Genomic DNA, 15,768 nt, shown 5'->3' with positions numbered 1-15,768 from the left:
AATTATCCCTTTGACAGCGAGGTAGTAAAGGGAGGGGTCGCGTTGCCGTAATCGCTAATACAGCGCCAGGTGACCGATTGCCCGTTGGCATTGGCCGGTAGCGGGATCTCCGCGCTGCTTTTTGGTGTCACCATGTCGGCTTTTTTAAGCAGTGTGCCACCCAGCTTCACAGAGTCGAAGATGCTGTGGAAAGCTCCCTCGTTGACCACGCGCAGGACGTTGCCGTTACGGCTAAAACGCAGGTTTTTGCAGTTTTCGCCCGGCGAACCCGCCAGACCTTTGGGGCGAAAGAACAGTTTGAGTCGGGTTTTATAAATCAGCCGGAGGACGTTTTTGTCGATACTGCCATCTTCTTTGGCGACGGCGGGTATCGTACGGACGTTAATGTAAAATAGTGACTCTTTGTCCTGGGCGACGGCTGCGCCTGACCAGGCGATACGCAGGTTTTGCTCTTTTTGCGGGTCAAGGCGAAACAGCGGCGGGGTAATAATAAAGGGGCCACGGGTTTTCCCGTCGCCGGTGTCGGTCCATGACTGAACCAGCCACGGTAATTCGATATCCTCGTTAGCGAGCGATAATGCGACCTCTTTTTTATTGGCATCGTAAACGACACGGGTGCGACCAATACGAATACCTGCTGCATCGCAGGGAGCCACGGTGCTGATGATAAGAGGCAGCAGCAAAAAAGCAGATGAAATTATTTTACGCATCGCAAATCCCTGCGAAATAGCGAAAGAACCCGTTAAACAGAGCCAGTGGCGACTGGCTCTGTTTAATATTAAACAACGGTCTGTATTGCGGTGTGATTAACGATAGACAATATTCACGGTCATATCGGCGTCTGCCGCACCCGCGGTAGTGACCGCTGCGAAGGATTTATAGCGGGCATTAAACTCAGCAATAATGGCATCACCCGCTGTATCGGGCAGGTCGATATAGACCTGGCCTTCGGTGGCGTCCATCGTTAACAATGTCGTATCTGCACCCGCAGGTGAAACGGCAATACCCACACCGGTGGCAACTGGGTTACTACCGCCAGGGTTTTCAGCCGCGGCGGTAATCGCGCTGACATCCAGTAAGCTGGTGCTGCCTGTTAACGCGTGGGTGCCTTGAAAGGTGAGTTGCACTTGTGGCAGACCTGTGGTGGCAACCGGGCAGTTTTTCAGCACAATAGTAAACGGTTTCAACGGCGACTCGGTACCCTCGCCGCTGGCGTTAAACAACGACGTTGGATAAGTCCCTAAAGGAACGGTGCTATCGGTACCTGTATCGCCCTCAATGACACAACTTGGCTCTATCAGTTCACCGGTGAAATGAATCTCTCCGGCATTGGCTTCATCAGCGAATGCACTACTGGTGGTCGCCATCGTGAGAATGACTGCGGATATTAATTTATAACGTAACTTCATGTTAACAAACTCCATCTGTTAATAATATTATTAATCCATTCACTGTAATTCTACTTAAGAGATTGATAATCTTTTAGTGAATAGTGTAACCGGTGTATCAATCCCTGCTATTAGATATAAGCCTTGCTGATTTTTGCGGATTATAATTTGATTTCTTTTTTTATCAATAGCGCATAAGATCTATTTTTAATTGTTTGGTGATATTTATGTGTTAATGTTTATTAATTTGTTTTTAATATGATGTGGGGTGTGCGTTTATTATAAAATAATAAATGTAAATCCTATGGTGCGTAAACAGTTCGCGTAGAATGATTCACCTATATATATTCCCTTCACTAATAGCCTACGAGAACCGGTTGAATGCCTGGATGAAGTGGGTTCATCTGCGCGGCGTATATCCTCTTTTTTATGCCATAACTTGGCGGTTATTTGCCGAAATGATGCTGAGGTCACAGCAGGTTACGCCTGAGTGACAGTGCGATATATAGACTTGTCATAATAATTGCAGTTAAATGGTTATCGGTGCAAGGCAATATATTACGTCAGTAGGTTATTTATCGATATCCCGAGTGTTTTTACTCGAATAGCGGCGGGGGAGATATGCGAATTTTACGTGAGAATGATTTTTTTCATTCAGAGCAACATGCGTTTTGTCTTTTTTCGATGAATAACCAATTAATGGAAGGTGTGCACGGGCATGATTTTGATGAACTGGTGATTGTCCGTAGCGGTAGCGGGTTTCATATTATTAATGACTTGGTTCGTTTTATCTGTCAGGGTGACTTTTTTTTAGTGACTGCTAACGATACCCATAGTTATGTTTCAACTAATAATCTGTCGGTTATTAATATATTGATTCGTCGCCCGCGCAGTTTTCATTTTTTACAGCACATTGATAATTTGCTCGATTGTATAAAAGAAAAACTTCTACAGCCTACCGCGCTGGCGTTAACTCAGGGAGCGCTGGCGCGTATTGAGGTATTGAGCCAGGAGATAATCTCACGTAACGAGAGTAACTATGACGTGCTCTATTTTTCATTGTGTGAAGTCGCTTTGCTGAACATCATCAACACGCTTTGCCAGTGCGACCGCCAAACTGAGGCGCTTAGCCCTGATGAGCGAGGGCGAGCCAACCTGATCCGTATGCTCAAGACCAGTAGCTTGCGTCATTTGGACTGGAATATGTTGAGTGATGATAACGGTGTTGCCAGGCGCACGATGTATCGCTTAATTAAGCGAGTGACCGGTTATACTCCGGTTAAATTCCAGATGTTGTATCGTGTATTAAAAGCTCAAGAATTACTGCGCACTACGGATAAAACCATCAGTGAAATTGCGGCACGTTGTGGTTTTATGAATGCGATCAGGTTGACTGAATCGTACCGACGGTATTTTCATTATCCTCCAAGCCATGAACGTGAACTTCATTCACGAGTTTTAATAGCGATTTAATTGTTAGGTTAATAACAATAAAAAATTATTACTACCATCCATCGTGACGGGGGTAGGCCATACGCTTATTTCTCGCCTTACTGTCTGTAAATTTAAGGGAATCGTTATGTCAAAAAATAAAACACCTAACCCCTGGTATATTGGAGTGGTGTCTGGAATGGCATCATATATTGATTCGGCGGCTATTGTTTCCAGTGGTACAGCCTTAGTCATTTATCAAAAAACAATGGGTATTACTGCACTACAAATTGGCATTTTATCTGGATTATTAACGCTGAGTATTGCCGCTGGGGCTTTTGGTGGCGGTCGTCTTGGAGACCGTATTGGTCGTCGTAATGTTTTTATTATTACGATGGCGATGATTTTTATCGGCACGCTGGCGCTGGCCTTTGGTTTGAACTTCCCGTTCCTGGTGCTGGGCACACTCTTGGTGGGGCTGGCGACAGGGGCTGATTTACCCGTCTCTCTGGCGACTATCTCCGAAGCGGCGAACGATGAAAACCGCGGCAAGATTATAGGCTTGTCCAATTTACTCTGGCTGGTGGGAATTGGCGCCACGATGGGGATCTCCGCTATCGTCGGCGACTGGGGGGTGATTGGCGCGCAAATCATGTATATGCACGTTGGGCTGGTGGCGGTTGTGCTGATGATCCTGCGTTGGTCTATCCCTGAGTCGCCGCTGTGGTTGGCGGCAAAGGATGAACTGCGTCGTGGCATCGCCACCGTGCGGGCGCAGAAAACCGGCTGGCGCGATCTGCTCGAAGGCAAATACCTGTGGCCGTTTATCTCGCTGTGTATCTTTTATACCTTCACCAATCTGGCGGCCAATACCGGCGGGCAGTTTGGGGCTTATGTAGCGGTAAATGTGGTGGGCATTTCGGTCAGCACGCACTCGCTGTGGGGGCTGTTGATTCTGCCAGTGAGCGTGGCGTCTGGGTTGATGTTTATGCGCGTCGTTGATACCTCAAAACGGGTTCCATTCTTTATTTTTGGCGCGGTGATGATGTCCGGTGGTTATTTCGTGCCGGTGCTGTTTAATTTCTCGCCACTCTCCTGGTTCTGCTGCCTGCTGTTTACCAATATCGGCACAGGATTTGCCTTCGAAGGCATCATGAAAGTGTGGGCGCAAGAGTCATTCCCCACCATGCTACGCGCCACCGCGCAAGGAGTGATTGTCGGTGTCGCCCGTCTGACCTGCGGCTTGTTGGCGTTCGTCACTCCTGTGCTGTTGAGCGCGGGGCCGGTGGTTCTTTATTGCCTGCTGACGGCGATTGTGGCGATAGGCATGGTTATCGGCTGGCTGTGCTTCCACGGCAAGCAACGTAATGAATTTAATGCAGAAACAGAAATGGTGGCGACGCCTGATAACGGACAGGCGTCGCACGATACTTTGCGGGCCAAAGCCTGAATATGAGCCACTGAGGGAAAAATTATGTTGGCAGTAGAAAAGATTACGCTCAACTATGAAACCACGCTGACGGGCTGCGAAACGTTGCCGGTTTTCGGCTGGATAATCACCAGTACCTTGCGCGATGTACAGCAGCGTAGCTGGCGTTTGCAGCTGTCGGCGCAAGAAGATTTTGCCCAATGCCTGTTTGACAGCGGCGAAATGCACGATGACCGCTCCAGTAATATCGAATTGCCCGACGTCGCCTGCCAGCACTCGACGCGCTATTTTGTGCGGGTGCATATTACCGACAACCACGGTGAAGAGAGCGGCTGGAGCCCGGCGGCAACGTTTATTACCGGCCTGCCAGCGCAAGCGTGGCAAGGGGTGTTTATCTCGGCTGAAACGCCACAGGATAAAGACAACTCAAAAGGCACGTTGTTGCGCCATGCGTTCAGTTTGCCCGGCGGTGATGACATTGTTTCGGCGGTGGTACATGCCAGCGCGCTGGGGCTGTACCAACTGTGGATCAACGGCGAAAAAGTCGGGCGTGATGAGTTATCGCCCGGCTGGACGAGCTACCACCACCATCTGTTGTATCAAACCTGGGATGTGACCGAGCACCTGCGAGAAGGCGAAAACGCGATTGGCGCGATGGTGGGGGCGGGTTGGTATAAAGGGGATATGAGCTTCAACCGCTATCGCAACTATTACGGCCAGCAGACGGGGTTTATTTGCCATATGGTGGTGACGCTCCGCGATGGTAGCCAGCGGATAATCGCCACGGATGCACACTGGCAGGGCAGCGATGACGCGATTTTGTTTGCTGAAATTTATGATGGCGAAGTGTATGACGCACGTCGGGAGCAGCGCGGCTGGAGCGAGCCTGCGTTTAGCGCCGGGCATTGGCGTGCGGTGACGACGCTGGCGGCAGAGACTTCGGTGCTGCAACCGCAAACGGCCTGCCCGGTACAAGAAATAGAACGGCTTGCGCCGTGCTCAATCATCACGACGCCAAAAGGTGAGACGGTGCTTGATTTTGGCCAGAACCTCAGCGGCTGGGTGGAGTTTCGGGTGCGCGGTGCGGCAGGTGAGCGCGTGGTGCTGCGCCATTTTGAAGTGCTGGATGCCGAAGGCAATGTTTATCTGGCGAACCTGCGCACCGCCAAACAGTGCATTGATTACACCTTACGCGGCGATGGCGAAGAATGTTATCACCCGCATTTTACCTTTCAGGGTTTCCGTTATGTGCTGATTGAACGTTGGCCTGGCACGCCGACGCGGGATGATTTTGTCGCGGTCGTGCTGCATTCCGCGATGACGCCGACGGGTCACATTGAAACCTCAAACGCGGATCTCAACCAACTGCATCACAACATCATGTGGGGGCTTAAGGGCAATTTCGTCGATATCCCAACCGACTGCCCGCAGCGCGATGAACGTCTGGGATGGACGGGCGATGCGCAAATTTTCTGCCGCACCGCCAGTTATCTGATGCAGACGCGCACTTTTTTTGCCAAATGGCTGACCGATCTTCAGCATGACCAAACGCCGGAGGGCGGTGTGCCGCACGTCATCCCCGATATCCTCACCGGCAAATGCGACAACGACCGCTTTTTATCCCACGGGCGCACCCATTCCGCCGCCGCCTGGGCCGATGCGGCGGTGATTAACCCGTGGACGCTGTACCTGATGTACGGCGATAAACAGACGCTGGCCCGCCAGTACGACAGCATGAAAGCCTGGGTGGAGTTTATGCATGACAACGCTGTTGAGAACCAGTGGTCGTGGAAACTGCAGTTTGGCGATTGGGTTGCGCTGGATGCCAAAGAGGGTAGCTATTTTGGCGCAACGCCGAATGAACTGACCTGCATGGCCTACTATGCGTTGTCCACGCTGCTGCTGGCGAAATCAGCCAAAGCACTGGGAAATGACGTTGATCACACCCATTATCAGGCGCTGCATACCGCGATTGTCGAAAGCTTCCGCAATGAGTTTTTTACCGCCACCGGGCGGCTGGCGGCGCGCACGCAAACGGCGCATATTCTGGCGCTTTACTTCCAGTTAGTGCCGGACGCGCACCGCGAGCGCACCGTGCAAACGCTGCTGGAACTGCTGGCGGAAAATGACGGTCATCTGGTGACGGGGTTTGTCGGCACCCCCTATTTCTGTCACGCATTGAGCGAAAACGGACAGGCCGACGCGGCGTGGCAATTACTGATGAAAGAGGACTTCCCAAGCTGGTTGTATCAGGTAAAAGCCGGGGCGACGACGATTTGGGAACACTGGGATGGCGTGAAACCGGACGGCACAATGTGGAGCCCGGACATGAACTCCTTCAACCATTATGCCTACGGGGCGATCGGTGAATGGCTGTATCGCGTGGCGGCGGGAATAAATACCGAAGAACACGCGCCGGGCTTTAAATCTTCGGTACTGCGGCCTATTCCGGGCGGTGGCCTGACATGGCTGAAAGCGCGATACGGCTCGGTATATGGTGATATTGCCGTCCACTGGTCGCAGGAACCGGCGCGCGATGGCTTGCAGACCATCACTCTTGAGGTAGATATTCCGCCGAATACTCACTCAATGGTGATCCTCGATGGCGCACAAACGCTGCTCGATACCGATGGCCTCGGCTTCGCGCCAGTAGACGGTGGCTATGGCGCGCAGGTGGGATCGGGCCATTATCGCGTTATCTGGCAGCGCTAACCGCGTGATTGTCACGGCAGCGTTCGCGCTGTCGTGGCAAACGAACGCTCGAATTCCTCTGTTTTCGTTTCGCTATTCGACGCATTGGCAATGGTTGCGGTCGCGATAATACTCGTGACCGTGATGACGAGAGTAATGCCGTGGCAGAAGAAAGCGACGACGACAAAACAGAAGCCCCCACACCCCACCGACTTGAAAAAGCACGGGAAGAAGGGCAAGTCCCCCGATCCAAAGAACTGACCTCACTGCTTATTTTGCTGGTGGGCGTGTGCATTATCTGGATTGGCGGGGAGTCGCTTGCCCGCAGACTGGCCGGTATGCTGTCGGCCGGATTACGTTTTGACCACAGTATGGTCAATGACCCTAACCTGATCCTCAGCCAAATCATCCTGCTGATTAAAGACGCGATGATTGCGCTGTTACCGTTGATTACCGGCGTCGTTCTGGTGGCATTAATCTCCCCGGTGATGCTTGGCGGCTTGATTTTCAGCGGTAAATCTCTGCAGCCCAAGTTTTCTAAGCTGAATCCGTTGCCGGGCATTAAACGCATGTTTTCAGCGCAAACCGGGGCGGAACTGCTCAAAGCGATACTGAAGTCCACGCTGGTGGGGAGCGTGGCCGGATTTTATCTCTGGCATAACTGGCCGGCGATGATGCGTCTGATGGCGGAATCGCCGATTACGGCGATGGGCAACGCCCTGGATTTAGTTGGTATGTGCGCGCTGTTGGTGGTGCTTGGCGTTATTCCGATGGTGGGGTTCGACGTTTTTTTCCAGATTTACAGCCATCTGAAAAAGCTGCGCATGTCGCGTCAGGATATCCGTGACGAATTTAAGCAAAGCGAAGGCGACCCGCACGTTAAGGGCAAAATACGCCAAATGCAGCGCGCGGCCGCGCAGCGTCGCATGATGGCGGATGTGCCGAAAGCGGACGTGATTGTTACCAACCCCACGCACTATTCGGTGGCGTTGAAGTATGACGAGAACAAAATGAGCGCGCCGAAAGTTGTTGCCAAAGGCGCGGGGCTGGTGGCGCTGCGCATTCGTGAGATTGGCGCTGAACATCGAGTCCCTACGTTAGAAGCGCCACCGCTGGCGCGTGCGCTATACCGTCATGCTGAGATTGGTCAACAAATACCGGGTCAATTATATGCCGCCGTTGCCGAAGTGCTGGCATGGGTATGGCAGCTAAAACGCTGGCGTCTCGCCGGCGGCAAGCGTCCACCACAACCTGAAAACCTTCCGGTGCCTGAAGCACTGGATTTCATGAACGAGAAGAATACTGATGGCTAATCTGGTCGCGATGTTGCGTTTGCCCAGCAACCTGAAATCCACGCAACTGCAAATCCTTGCCGGACCGATCCTTATCCTGCTGATCCTGTCGATGATGGTGTTGCCGTTGCCGGCTTTCGTCCTCGATTTGCTGTTCACGTTTAACATTGCGCTGTCGATCATGGTGCTGCTGGTGGCGATGTTCACCCAGCGTACGCTGGAGTTTGCCGCATTCCCGACGATTTTGCTGTTTACCACATTATTACGCCTCGCCCTGAACGTTGCGTCGACGCGTATCATTTTAATGGAAGGGCATACCGGCGCGGCGGCGGCGGGAAAGGTGGTTGAAGCTTTTGGTCACTTCCTGGTGGGCGGTAACTTTGCGATCGGTATCGTGGTCTTCGTTATTCTCGTCATTATCAACTTTATGGTTATCACCAAAGGTGCCGGGCGTATCGCCGAGGTTGGCGCGCGCTTCGTGCTGGATGGTATGCCCGGCAAGCAGATGGCGATTGATGCGGATTTGAATGCGGGTCTGATTGGCGAAGATGAAGCCAAAAAACGACGCTCGGAGGTGACGCAGGAAGCGGATTTCTACGGCTCTATGGACGGTGCGAGTAAATTCGTACGTGGAGATGCCATCGCCGGTATTTTGATCATGGTGATCAACGTGGTCGGCGGTCTGTTAGTCGGGGTGTTGCAGCATGGTATGAGCATGGGTAGCGCAGCGGAAAGTTATACCCTGCTGACCATCGGTGACGGGCTGGTGGCGCAAATTCCTGCGCTGGTAATCTCCACCGCGGCGGGGGTTATCGTGACCCGCGTGAGTACCGACCAGGACGTAGGCGAACAGATGGTGACCCAACTGTTCAGTAATCCTAGTGTCATGCTGCTTAGTGCGGCGGTGCTTGGTCTTTTGGGTCTGGTTCCGGGCATGCCGAACCTGGTGTTTTTGATGTTTACCGCCGCGTTACTGGGTCTGGCCTGGTGGATGCGTGGTCGTGAGCAAAAAGCTCCCGATGAGCCGCAGCCGGTGAAAATGCCGGAAAACAACTCCGTGGTGGAAGCAACATGGAATGATGTACAGCTGGAGGATTCACTGGGGATGGAGGTAGGCTACCGCCTGATCCCAATGGTGGACTTTCAGCAAGATGGCGAGTTGCTGGGGCGAATTCGCAGTATTCGTAAGAAATTTGCCCAGGATATGGGTTTTCTGCCGCCGGTGGTACATATCCGCGACAATATGGATCTGCAGCCAGCCCGCTATCGTATTTTGATGAAAGGGGTGGAAATTGGCAGCGGTGACGCCTATCCGGGACGCTGGCTGGCCATTAACCCTGGTACCGCCGCCGGGTCGCTGCCGGGCGAGAAAACGGTCGATCCGGCTTTCGGTCTGGACGCTATCTGGATTGAAAGCGCATTGAAGGAACAGGCGCAGATTCAGGGCTTTACGGTTGTTGAAGCCAGTACCGTTGTCGCAACGCACCTTAATCATCTGATTGGGCAGTTCGCTGCTGAGCTGTTTGGCCGTCAGGAGGCGCAACAGCTACTGGACCGCGTCTCGCAGGAGATGCCAAAACTGACAGAAGACCTGGTCCCGGGCGTCGTGACGCTCACTACGCTGCATAAAGTACTGCAGAACTTACTGGATGAGAAAGTACCGATTCGCGATATGCGCACCATTCTCGAAACGCTGGCTGAACATGCACCGCTGCAAAACGATCCGCATGAGCTTACCGCGGTGGTACGTGTTGCGTTGGGACGCGCCATCACTCAGCAGTGGTTCCCGGGTAATGAAGAGGTTCAGGTTATCGGCCTTGATACTCCGCTCGAACGTTTGCTTCTGCAGGCGCTGCAGGGCGGCGGCGGTCTGGAGCCGGGTCTTGCAGACCGATTGCTGGCCCAGACTCAGGAAGCGCTGTCCCGTCAGGAAATGTTGGGTGCGCCGCCGGTCTTGCTGGTTAACCACGCGTTGCGTCCGTTACTGGCACGTTTTTTACGTCGCAGCATTCCGCAACTGGTGGTGTTATCGAACATGGAGCTGTCTGACAACCGCCATATCCGTATGACGGCGACTATTGGAGGTAAGTAATGTGTAAATTACTGTGGTTGTTGTTTTTTCCTCTGGTAGCGCAGGCTGCCGGAGAAGGCGCCTGGCAGGCCAGCGGCATGGGGATTACTTTAAATCACCGCGGCCAGTCAGCCTCGTCTGCACCTCTGACGCCCAGCCAGCCGGTCTCGGGGTTGATGACGCTGGTGGCCTGGCGCTATGAGCTCAATGGCCCAACGCCCGCGGGTTTACGGGTGCGTTTATGTTCTCAGTCCCGCTGTGTTGAGCTGGACGGGCAAAGCGGGACCACCAACGGATTCAATAATGTTCCCGCCATCGAACCGATGCATTTTGTCTGGGAAGTACCCGGTGGCGGTCGCCTGATCCCCGCCTTACAGGTTCAGAGCAATCAGGTGATTGTGAACTATCGTTAACGCCTCCCTTCATTCCGGCCAGCAGCAGAAACTGCTGGCTACTTCGCAATTCTAGTCCGCCTCTTTGATTAAATAGAAACGCTGTTTTATAAAATAGGTGACATACGTTGCCGGACTCTTTGTGCTGTTGCCATTTCACGAATACCCCTGGCAAAAATAGAAAGGTTTCACTTGCTGTTAGCTTTTACTGTGGCCCTGTAAGGAGGCCCAATGTCAAAGCGAGGATTGCGGGGCCTCCCAATAATGTGCAGGGGTAACGGCAATGAATACACGTAAAATTGGGTTGGTTAACTATTTCGCCTACGGTTCGGGGGATTTTTTAGGCGCAGGCACCACGGCGTTAACCGCGGCCTGGCTACTCTATTTTTACACGACGTTCTGTGGCCTGACGCCAATCGAAGCAACCTTTATCTTCGCTACCGCCAGGGTGTTGGATGCTGTTGTTAGCCCATTAATGGGTTTTTTAACCGATAACTTTGGCTCCACCTGGCTCGGCAAACGCTTTGGGCGACGTAAGTTTTTTATTTTGTTGGGGATCCCCTGTGTCTTTAGCTACTCACTAATGTGGGTGGGTGATATGGGGTTCTGGTACTACCTGCTTACCTATCTGATTTTTGACGTGGTCTACACCATGATTCTGGTGCCTTACGAAACGCTGGTACCCGAAATGACCGATGACTTTAAACAGAAAACCAAATTCTCCGGCGCGCGCATTTCGATGGCGCAAATGTCTGCCATTCTGGCCTCATTCTTACCTGGCGTTCTGCTGACGCTGTTTGGCAAGGATAACCCCGTCTCTTTTTTCTACGCCAGCCTGGTGTTTTCTGTGCTGTGTGCACTGATGCTGACCTTCGTCTGGTTCTTTACCTGGGAACGCCCACGGGAAGAGTGGACTGAGGCGGCGCTGCGAGCCGAAGAAGAGAAGAAAAGCCTGACCTTGAGTCAGAGTATGAACCGTTTATTTGTGGAACTGAGTTCAACACTGCGCATCAGTATCTTTCGCCAGCATTTAGGAATGTATCTTGGCGGCTATATTGCCCAGGACGTCTTTAACGCCGTCTTTACTTACTATGTGGTGTTTGTGCTGATGCAGGAAGCATCAATGGCGTCAAACCTGCTGGGTACGATGGCTATCTTCCAGTTTATTGCTGTTATCGCCATGATCCCATTGTGCATCCGTTTCGGACCTGCGCCGTCTTATCGCATGGTGGTCGTCCTGTTTGGCCTCAGTTCACTCTCCTATGCGGGGCTGTATTACGCCGGATTAAGCGATGTTTATTCTCTGTTGCTATTGGTTTCCGCCGTTGCGGGTTTAGGACGCGGTGGTATCAACTACGTTCCCTGGAATATCTACACCTATATTGCCGACGTTGACGAAGTGATCACCGGTCAGCGTCGGGAAGGGATCTTCGCCGGCATTATGACGTTAACGCGTAAAGCGTCGCAGGCGGGAGCGGTGATGCTGGTGGGGATTGTGATGCAGTTGTCTGGTTTTGTCTCCGGTCAGAGCGCACAGCCCGTGGCGGTCAGCCATACCATCCTGTTAATTCTGAGCTGCGGAACGCTGATTGTTCTGGCGCTGGGTTTCCTGGTTTCCTTGCGCTTCAAACTGAACCTGCAAACGCACAGCACCCTGCGTGAAGAGACCGCAAAAATGCGTGAGTCCGGGCAACCCGTGCTGGAAGGACTATCCGCTAAAGGACGCGCGACCGTAGAGATGCTATCGGGCATGCCTTATGAATCACTTTGGGGTAACAACAATATTGGTTACCTGAATCGTAATAAACCAGCGGCACCGAAACTGGAAAAGGGTGCTGTATTGAATTCGACATTGACAGAGGTTAAGTAAATGATTGTTTATCCGGTTAAACACAGTCCATTGTTGCGCCAGTCAGAACATTTTATTGCCAGGGATGAATTAAAAGCGTTGATCAAAAAGGTGACGCATAACCTGGTCAATATTCATGACGACACCGGTGAGTTCTTGCTACGTCTGGATGACGGACGCGTTATTGATACCAAAGGCTGGGCGGGATGGGAGTGGACGCACGGCATCGGCTTGTACGGGATGTATCAGTATTATCAGCAAACCGGCGATGCCACGATGCGCGATATTATCGACAACTGGTTTGCCGATCGCTTTGCGGAAGGTGCAACGACTAAAAACGTTAACACCATGGCGCCGTTTTTAACGCTGGCATATCGCTATGAAGAGACGCGTAATCCCGCGTATCTGCCGTGGCTCGACAGCTGGGCTGAGTGGGCAATGCATGATATGCCGCGTACCCAATTCGGCGGTATGCAGCACATTACGCTGGCGGAAGAAAATCACCAGCAGATGTGGGATGACACGTTGATGATGACGGTCTTACCGCTGGCGAAGATTGGCAAGTTGCTCAACCGTCCCGAGTATATTGAAGAGGCAACCTATCAGTTCCTGCTGCACGTGCAAAACCTGATGGATAAAGAAACGGGGCTGTGGTTCCACGGCTGGAGCTATGAAGGACAGCATAACTTCGCCAACGCTCGCTGGGCGCGTGGCAACAGCTGGTTAACTATAGTCATCCCGGATTTCCTCGAATTAGTTGATTTGCCGGAAAACAATGCAGTGCACCGCTATCTGGTGCAAGTTTTGAACGCGCAAATCGCGGCGCTGGCGAAGTGCCAGGATGAAAGCGGACTGTGGCACACCTTGCTGGACGACCCGCAGTCGTATCTTGAAGCCTCGGCAACCGCCGGATTTGCCTATGGGATCCTCAAAGCGGTACGTAAACGCTATGTCGGACAAGACTATGCGGCTGTAGCCGAAAAAGCGATCAGAGGCATTGTGCAACATATTTCGCCGGAAGGTGAATTGCTGCATACCTCGTTTGGTACCGGGATGGGCCACAATCTCGATTTCTACCGCAACATCCCCCGGACCTCCATGCCTTACGGTCAGGCGATGGCGATGCTGTGCCTTACCGAATACTTGCGTAAGTATTTTTGATACCGGTGTCCGATGGCGTTGCGGCTATCGGACCCGCTTGTGCGTCGTCGTCCTGCGCAGCAAACAGATGATCCATGATTTGACGCATGACTGGTGCGGCGGTGACGCCATCGCTGCCGCCGTTTTCCAGAATTAACGCTATGGCGACTTTTGGGTTCTTATATGGCGCAAATGCGGTATAGAACACGTGGTCGCGCAGACGTACGGGGATCATTTTCGCATCGTAGGTCTGGTTTTCTTTCAGGCTAAAGACCTGTGATGTGCCACTTTTAGCTGCAATGCCGTAAGGCGCGGTGTGAAAGAACTTATAACCGGTACCGTTTGGCTCATTCGCCATGCCGAACATCGCTTGACGCACCAGCCCCCAGTAGGGGGACGAAGCAGAGGCAATTTGTGACGGTGTTTCGGGAGCCTGATACGGCGTGATGACTTTTCCGCTCTCTTCATCACGTAGAAGGTGAGGGGCGATAACCTTGCCATTGTTAATCAGCGCGACCATGGCTTTAACCATCTGGATCGGCGTGGCAATCCAGTAGCCCTGGCCGATGCCAACCGAAATGGTATCTCCCTGATACCAGGCTTTTTTATGCACTTTCTGCTTCCATTCGCGGCTCGGGAGCAGGCCGTTATACTCCTCACCAAGATCGATGCCGGTCGGCTTGCCATAGCCAAACTGGCTGAGCATGCTGTTAATACGGTCGATCCCCATCATATATGCCACCTGATAAAAGAACGTGTCGGCGGATTCTTCAATTGCTTTGGTGACATCCAGCATACCGTGGCCCGTTTTTTTCCAGTCACGGTAATGTCGCTCCGTGCCGGGGAGCGTCCAGGTGGGGGCGCCGAAGAAACGGGTCTGCGGCGTGATCACGCCGTCCAGTAATGCTGACATCGCCATATACGGTTTGACCGTGGAGGCGGGAGGATACAACCCTTGCGTGACGCGGTTGATTAACGGCAGATCCTTATCCTGAAGCAGCTTGTTATAGTCCTGATAGCTAATACCTTTGACAAACGGGTTGGGGTCATAGCTGGGGTTCGAAACCATTGCCAGCACGGAACCGTCATGCGGATCCTCAACCAAAACGGCGGCCCGCTGGCCCACCAACAGACTCTCAATATATTGCTGTAAATGGAGGTCCAGCGTCAGATGGATATCTTTTCCGGCAACGGGCGGCACATCTTTGATCAGGCGTACGATGCGTCCGTGGTTATCAACTTCGACCTCCTGATAACCGGTTTTCCCATGCAGTTCATTTTCATAGTAGTGCTCAATACCCTGCTTACCGATGTTGTGATCGGCGGCGTAGTTCTCTGTCAGGCCTTTTTGATCCAGCGCTTTCAGGTCGTTGTCATTGATTTTTGACACATAGCCAAGGACATGCGCCAGCGCTGCGCCATAAGGGTACTGGCGGTCTTCATAGCTATTGATATTGACGCCGCTGAAATGAAACTGGTTAACCGAGAAGCGGGCGATTTCCACATCGGTCAGCGCATTTTTTAGCACGACCGGGCGATAGCGGCTGCTGGCTTTCAGCGCATGGCGAAACTGGTCAATGTCATCAGGAGTGAGGTCAATGATAGGCGTGAGCTGCCTGATCAGGGCATTCATATCACTGATTTTATAAGGCGTAACGGAAATGTCGTACCAGGTTACGTTGCGCACCAGCGGGATGCCGTTGCGATCGTAAATCATGCCACGCGTCGGGGCCACGGGAAGCATTTTGATGTCGTTTGCATTCGAGCGGGTGGTGTAATACTGGTGCTGACAGATTTGTAAGTTGTAGAGATTGTAAATCAGGATGCCAAAGCAGATGACCACCAGGCCAAAGGCCACCAATACACGCCGCTGGAAGAGTTTTTCCTCCGCCTCAAAATCTCTGAATGTCATTGACCCGTACCCGTTTAATTCGCCGCCTCATGATACGGAGGCTTAAACGGGATGACAGGCAAAAAATGTTCCATATCTCTACGGAAATGTGTCATTCCTTGTGAGTTGTTACAGATGGCCTGTTACAGAAATAAAAAAGGCCTGAGTCCGAATTTCGGAGTCAGGCCTGATAG

General features: G+C 52.4%; 11 protein-coding genes. 8 read left to right on the top strand and 3 right to left on the bottom strand.

What is annotated here, in order from left to right; translation table 11 throughout:
- Positions 1–2: 2 nt before the first annotated feature.
- Together N0B36_RS06925 and N0B36_RS06920 are read right to left on the bottom strand one after the other, a co-directional pair.
- Positions 3–710 (bottom strand): molecular chaperone, encoded by a 708-nt coding sequence (locus N0B36_RS06925; RefSeq protein WP_259686230.1) that lies wholly within the window; start codon positions 708–710, stop codon positions 3–5.
- Between the two features lie 96 nt (positions 711–806).
- Positions 807–1,409, bottom strand: coding sequence for a fimbrial protein (locus N0B36_RS06920; protein WP_047502124.1), 603 nt, complete (start codon positions 1,407–1,409; stop codon positions 807–809).
- A 600-nt stretch (positions 1,410–2,009) separates the two neighbouring features.
- On the opposite strand from N0B36_RS06920, the gene N0B36_RS06915 reads away from it, so the two are divergent.
- The 8 genes from N0B36_RS06915 to N0B36_RS06880 all read left to right on the top strand — a co-directional run bounded on the left by N0B36_RS06915 (position 2,010) and on the right by N0B36_RS06880 (position 13,704).
- Complete coding sequence (locus N0B36_RS06915) at positions 2,010–2,861, top strand: helix-turn-helix domain-containing protein (protein ID WP_047502126.1); 852 nt, start codon at positions 2,010–2,012, stop codon at positions 2,859–2,861.
- A gap of 106 nt (positions 2,862–2,967) precedes the next feature.
- Positions 2,968–4,269: an MFS transporter gene (locus N0B36_RS06910; RefSeq protein WP_047502128.1), complete on the top strand. Its 1,302-nt coding sequence runs from the start codon at positions 2,968–2,970 to the stop codon at positions 4,267–4,269.
- Between the two features lie 24 nt (positions 4,270–4,293).
- Positions 4,294–6,960 carry an alpha-L-rhamnosidase gene (locus tag N0B36_RS06905; protein WP_047502130.1) on the top strand — a complete coding sequence of 889 codons (2,667 nt, stop codon included), beginning with the start codon at positions 4,294–4,296 and terminating at the stop codon, positions 6,958–6,960.
- A 140-nt stretch (positions 6,961–7,100) separates the two neighbouring features.
- On the top strand, positions 7,101–8,252 hold the full coding sequence (flhB, locus tag N0B36_RS06900; RefSeq protein ID WP_016153429.1) for a flagellar biosynthesis protein FlhB: 1,152 nt from the start codon (positions 7,101–7,103) through the stop codon (positions 8,250–8,252).
- Positions 8,245–10,323, top strand: coding sequence for a flagellar biosynthesis protein FlhA (gene flhA / locus N0B36_RS06895; protein WP_016153428.1), 2,079 nt, complete (start codon positions 8,245–8,247; stop codon positions 10,321–10,323). Before flhB ends, flhA begins: the two co-directional genes overlap by 8 nt.
- On the top strand, positions 10,323–10,715 hold the full coding sequence (flhe, locus tag N0B36_RS06890) for a flagellar protein FlhE (protein WP_259686229.1): 393 nt from the start codon (positions 10,323–10,325) through the stop codon (positions 10,713–10,715). Before flhA ends, flhe begins: the two co-directional genes overlap by 1 nt.
- Before the next feature lie 262 nt (positions 10,716–10,977).
- Positions 10,978–12,564 (top strand): MFS transporter, encoded by a 1,587-nt coding sequence (locus N0B36_RS06885; protein ID WP_259686228.1) that lies wholly within the window; start codon positions 10,978–10,980, stop codon positions 12,562–12,564.
- Positions 12,565–13,704: a glycoside hydrolase family 105 protein gene (locus tag N0B36_RS06880; RefSeq protein WP_259686227.1), complete on the top strand. Its 1,140-nt coding sequence runs from the start codon at positions 12,565–12,567 to the stop codon at positions 13,702–13,704.
- On the opposite strand, the gene mrdA is transcribed toward N0B36_RS06880, so the two are convergent.
- A complete protein-coding gene (gene mrdA / locus N0B36_RS06875; RefSeq protein ID WP_259686226.1) occupies positions 13,676–15,595 on the bottom strand; it encodes a penicillin-binding protein 2 in 1,920 nt (639 codons plus the stop codon). The genes N0B36_RS06880 and mrdA overlap by 29 nt on opposite strands.
- Between the last annotated feature and the right edge of the window lie 173 nt (positions 15,596–15,768).

The organism is Citrobacter sp. XY323 (genome assembly GCF_025106035.1).
Classification (GTDB): Bacteria; Pseudomonadota; Gammaproteobacteria; order Enterobacterales; family Enterobacteriaceae; genus Citrobacter; species Citrobacter braakii.
Note: the sequence above shows the minus strand (reverse complement) of the source record. Positions and strands in the feature narration are given on the sequence as shown.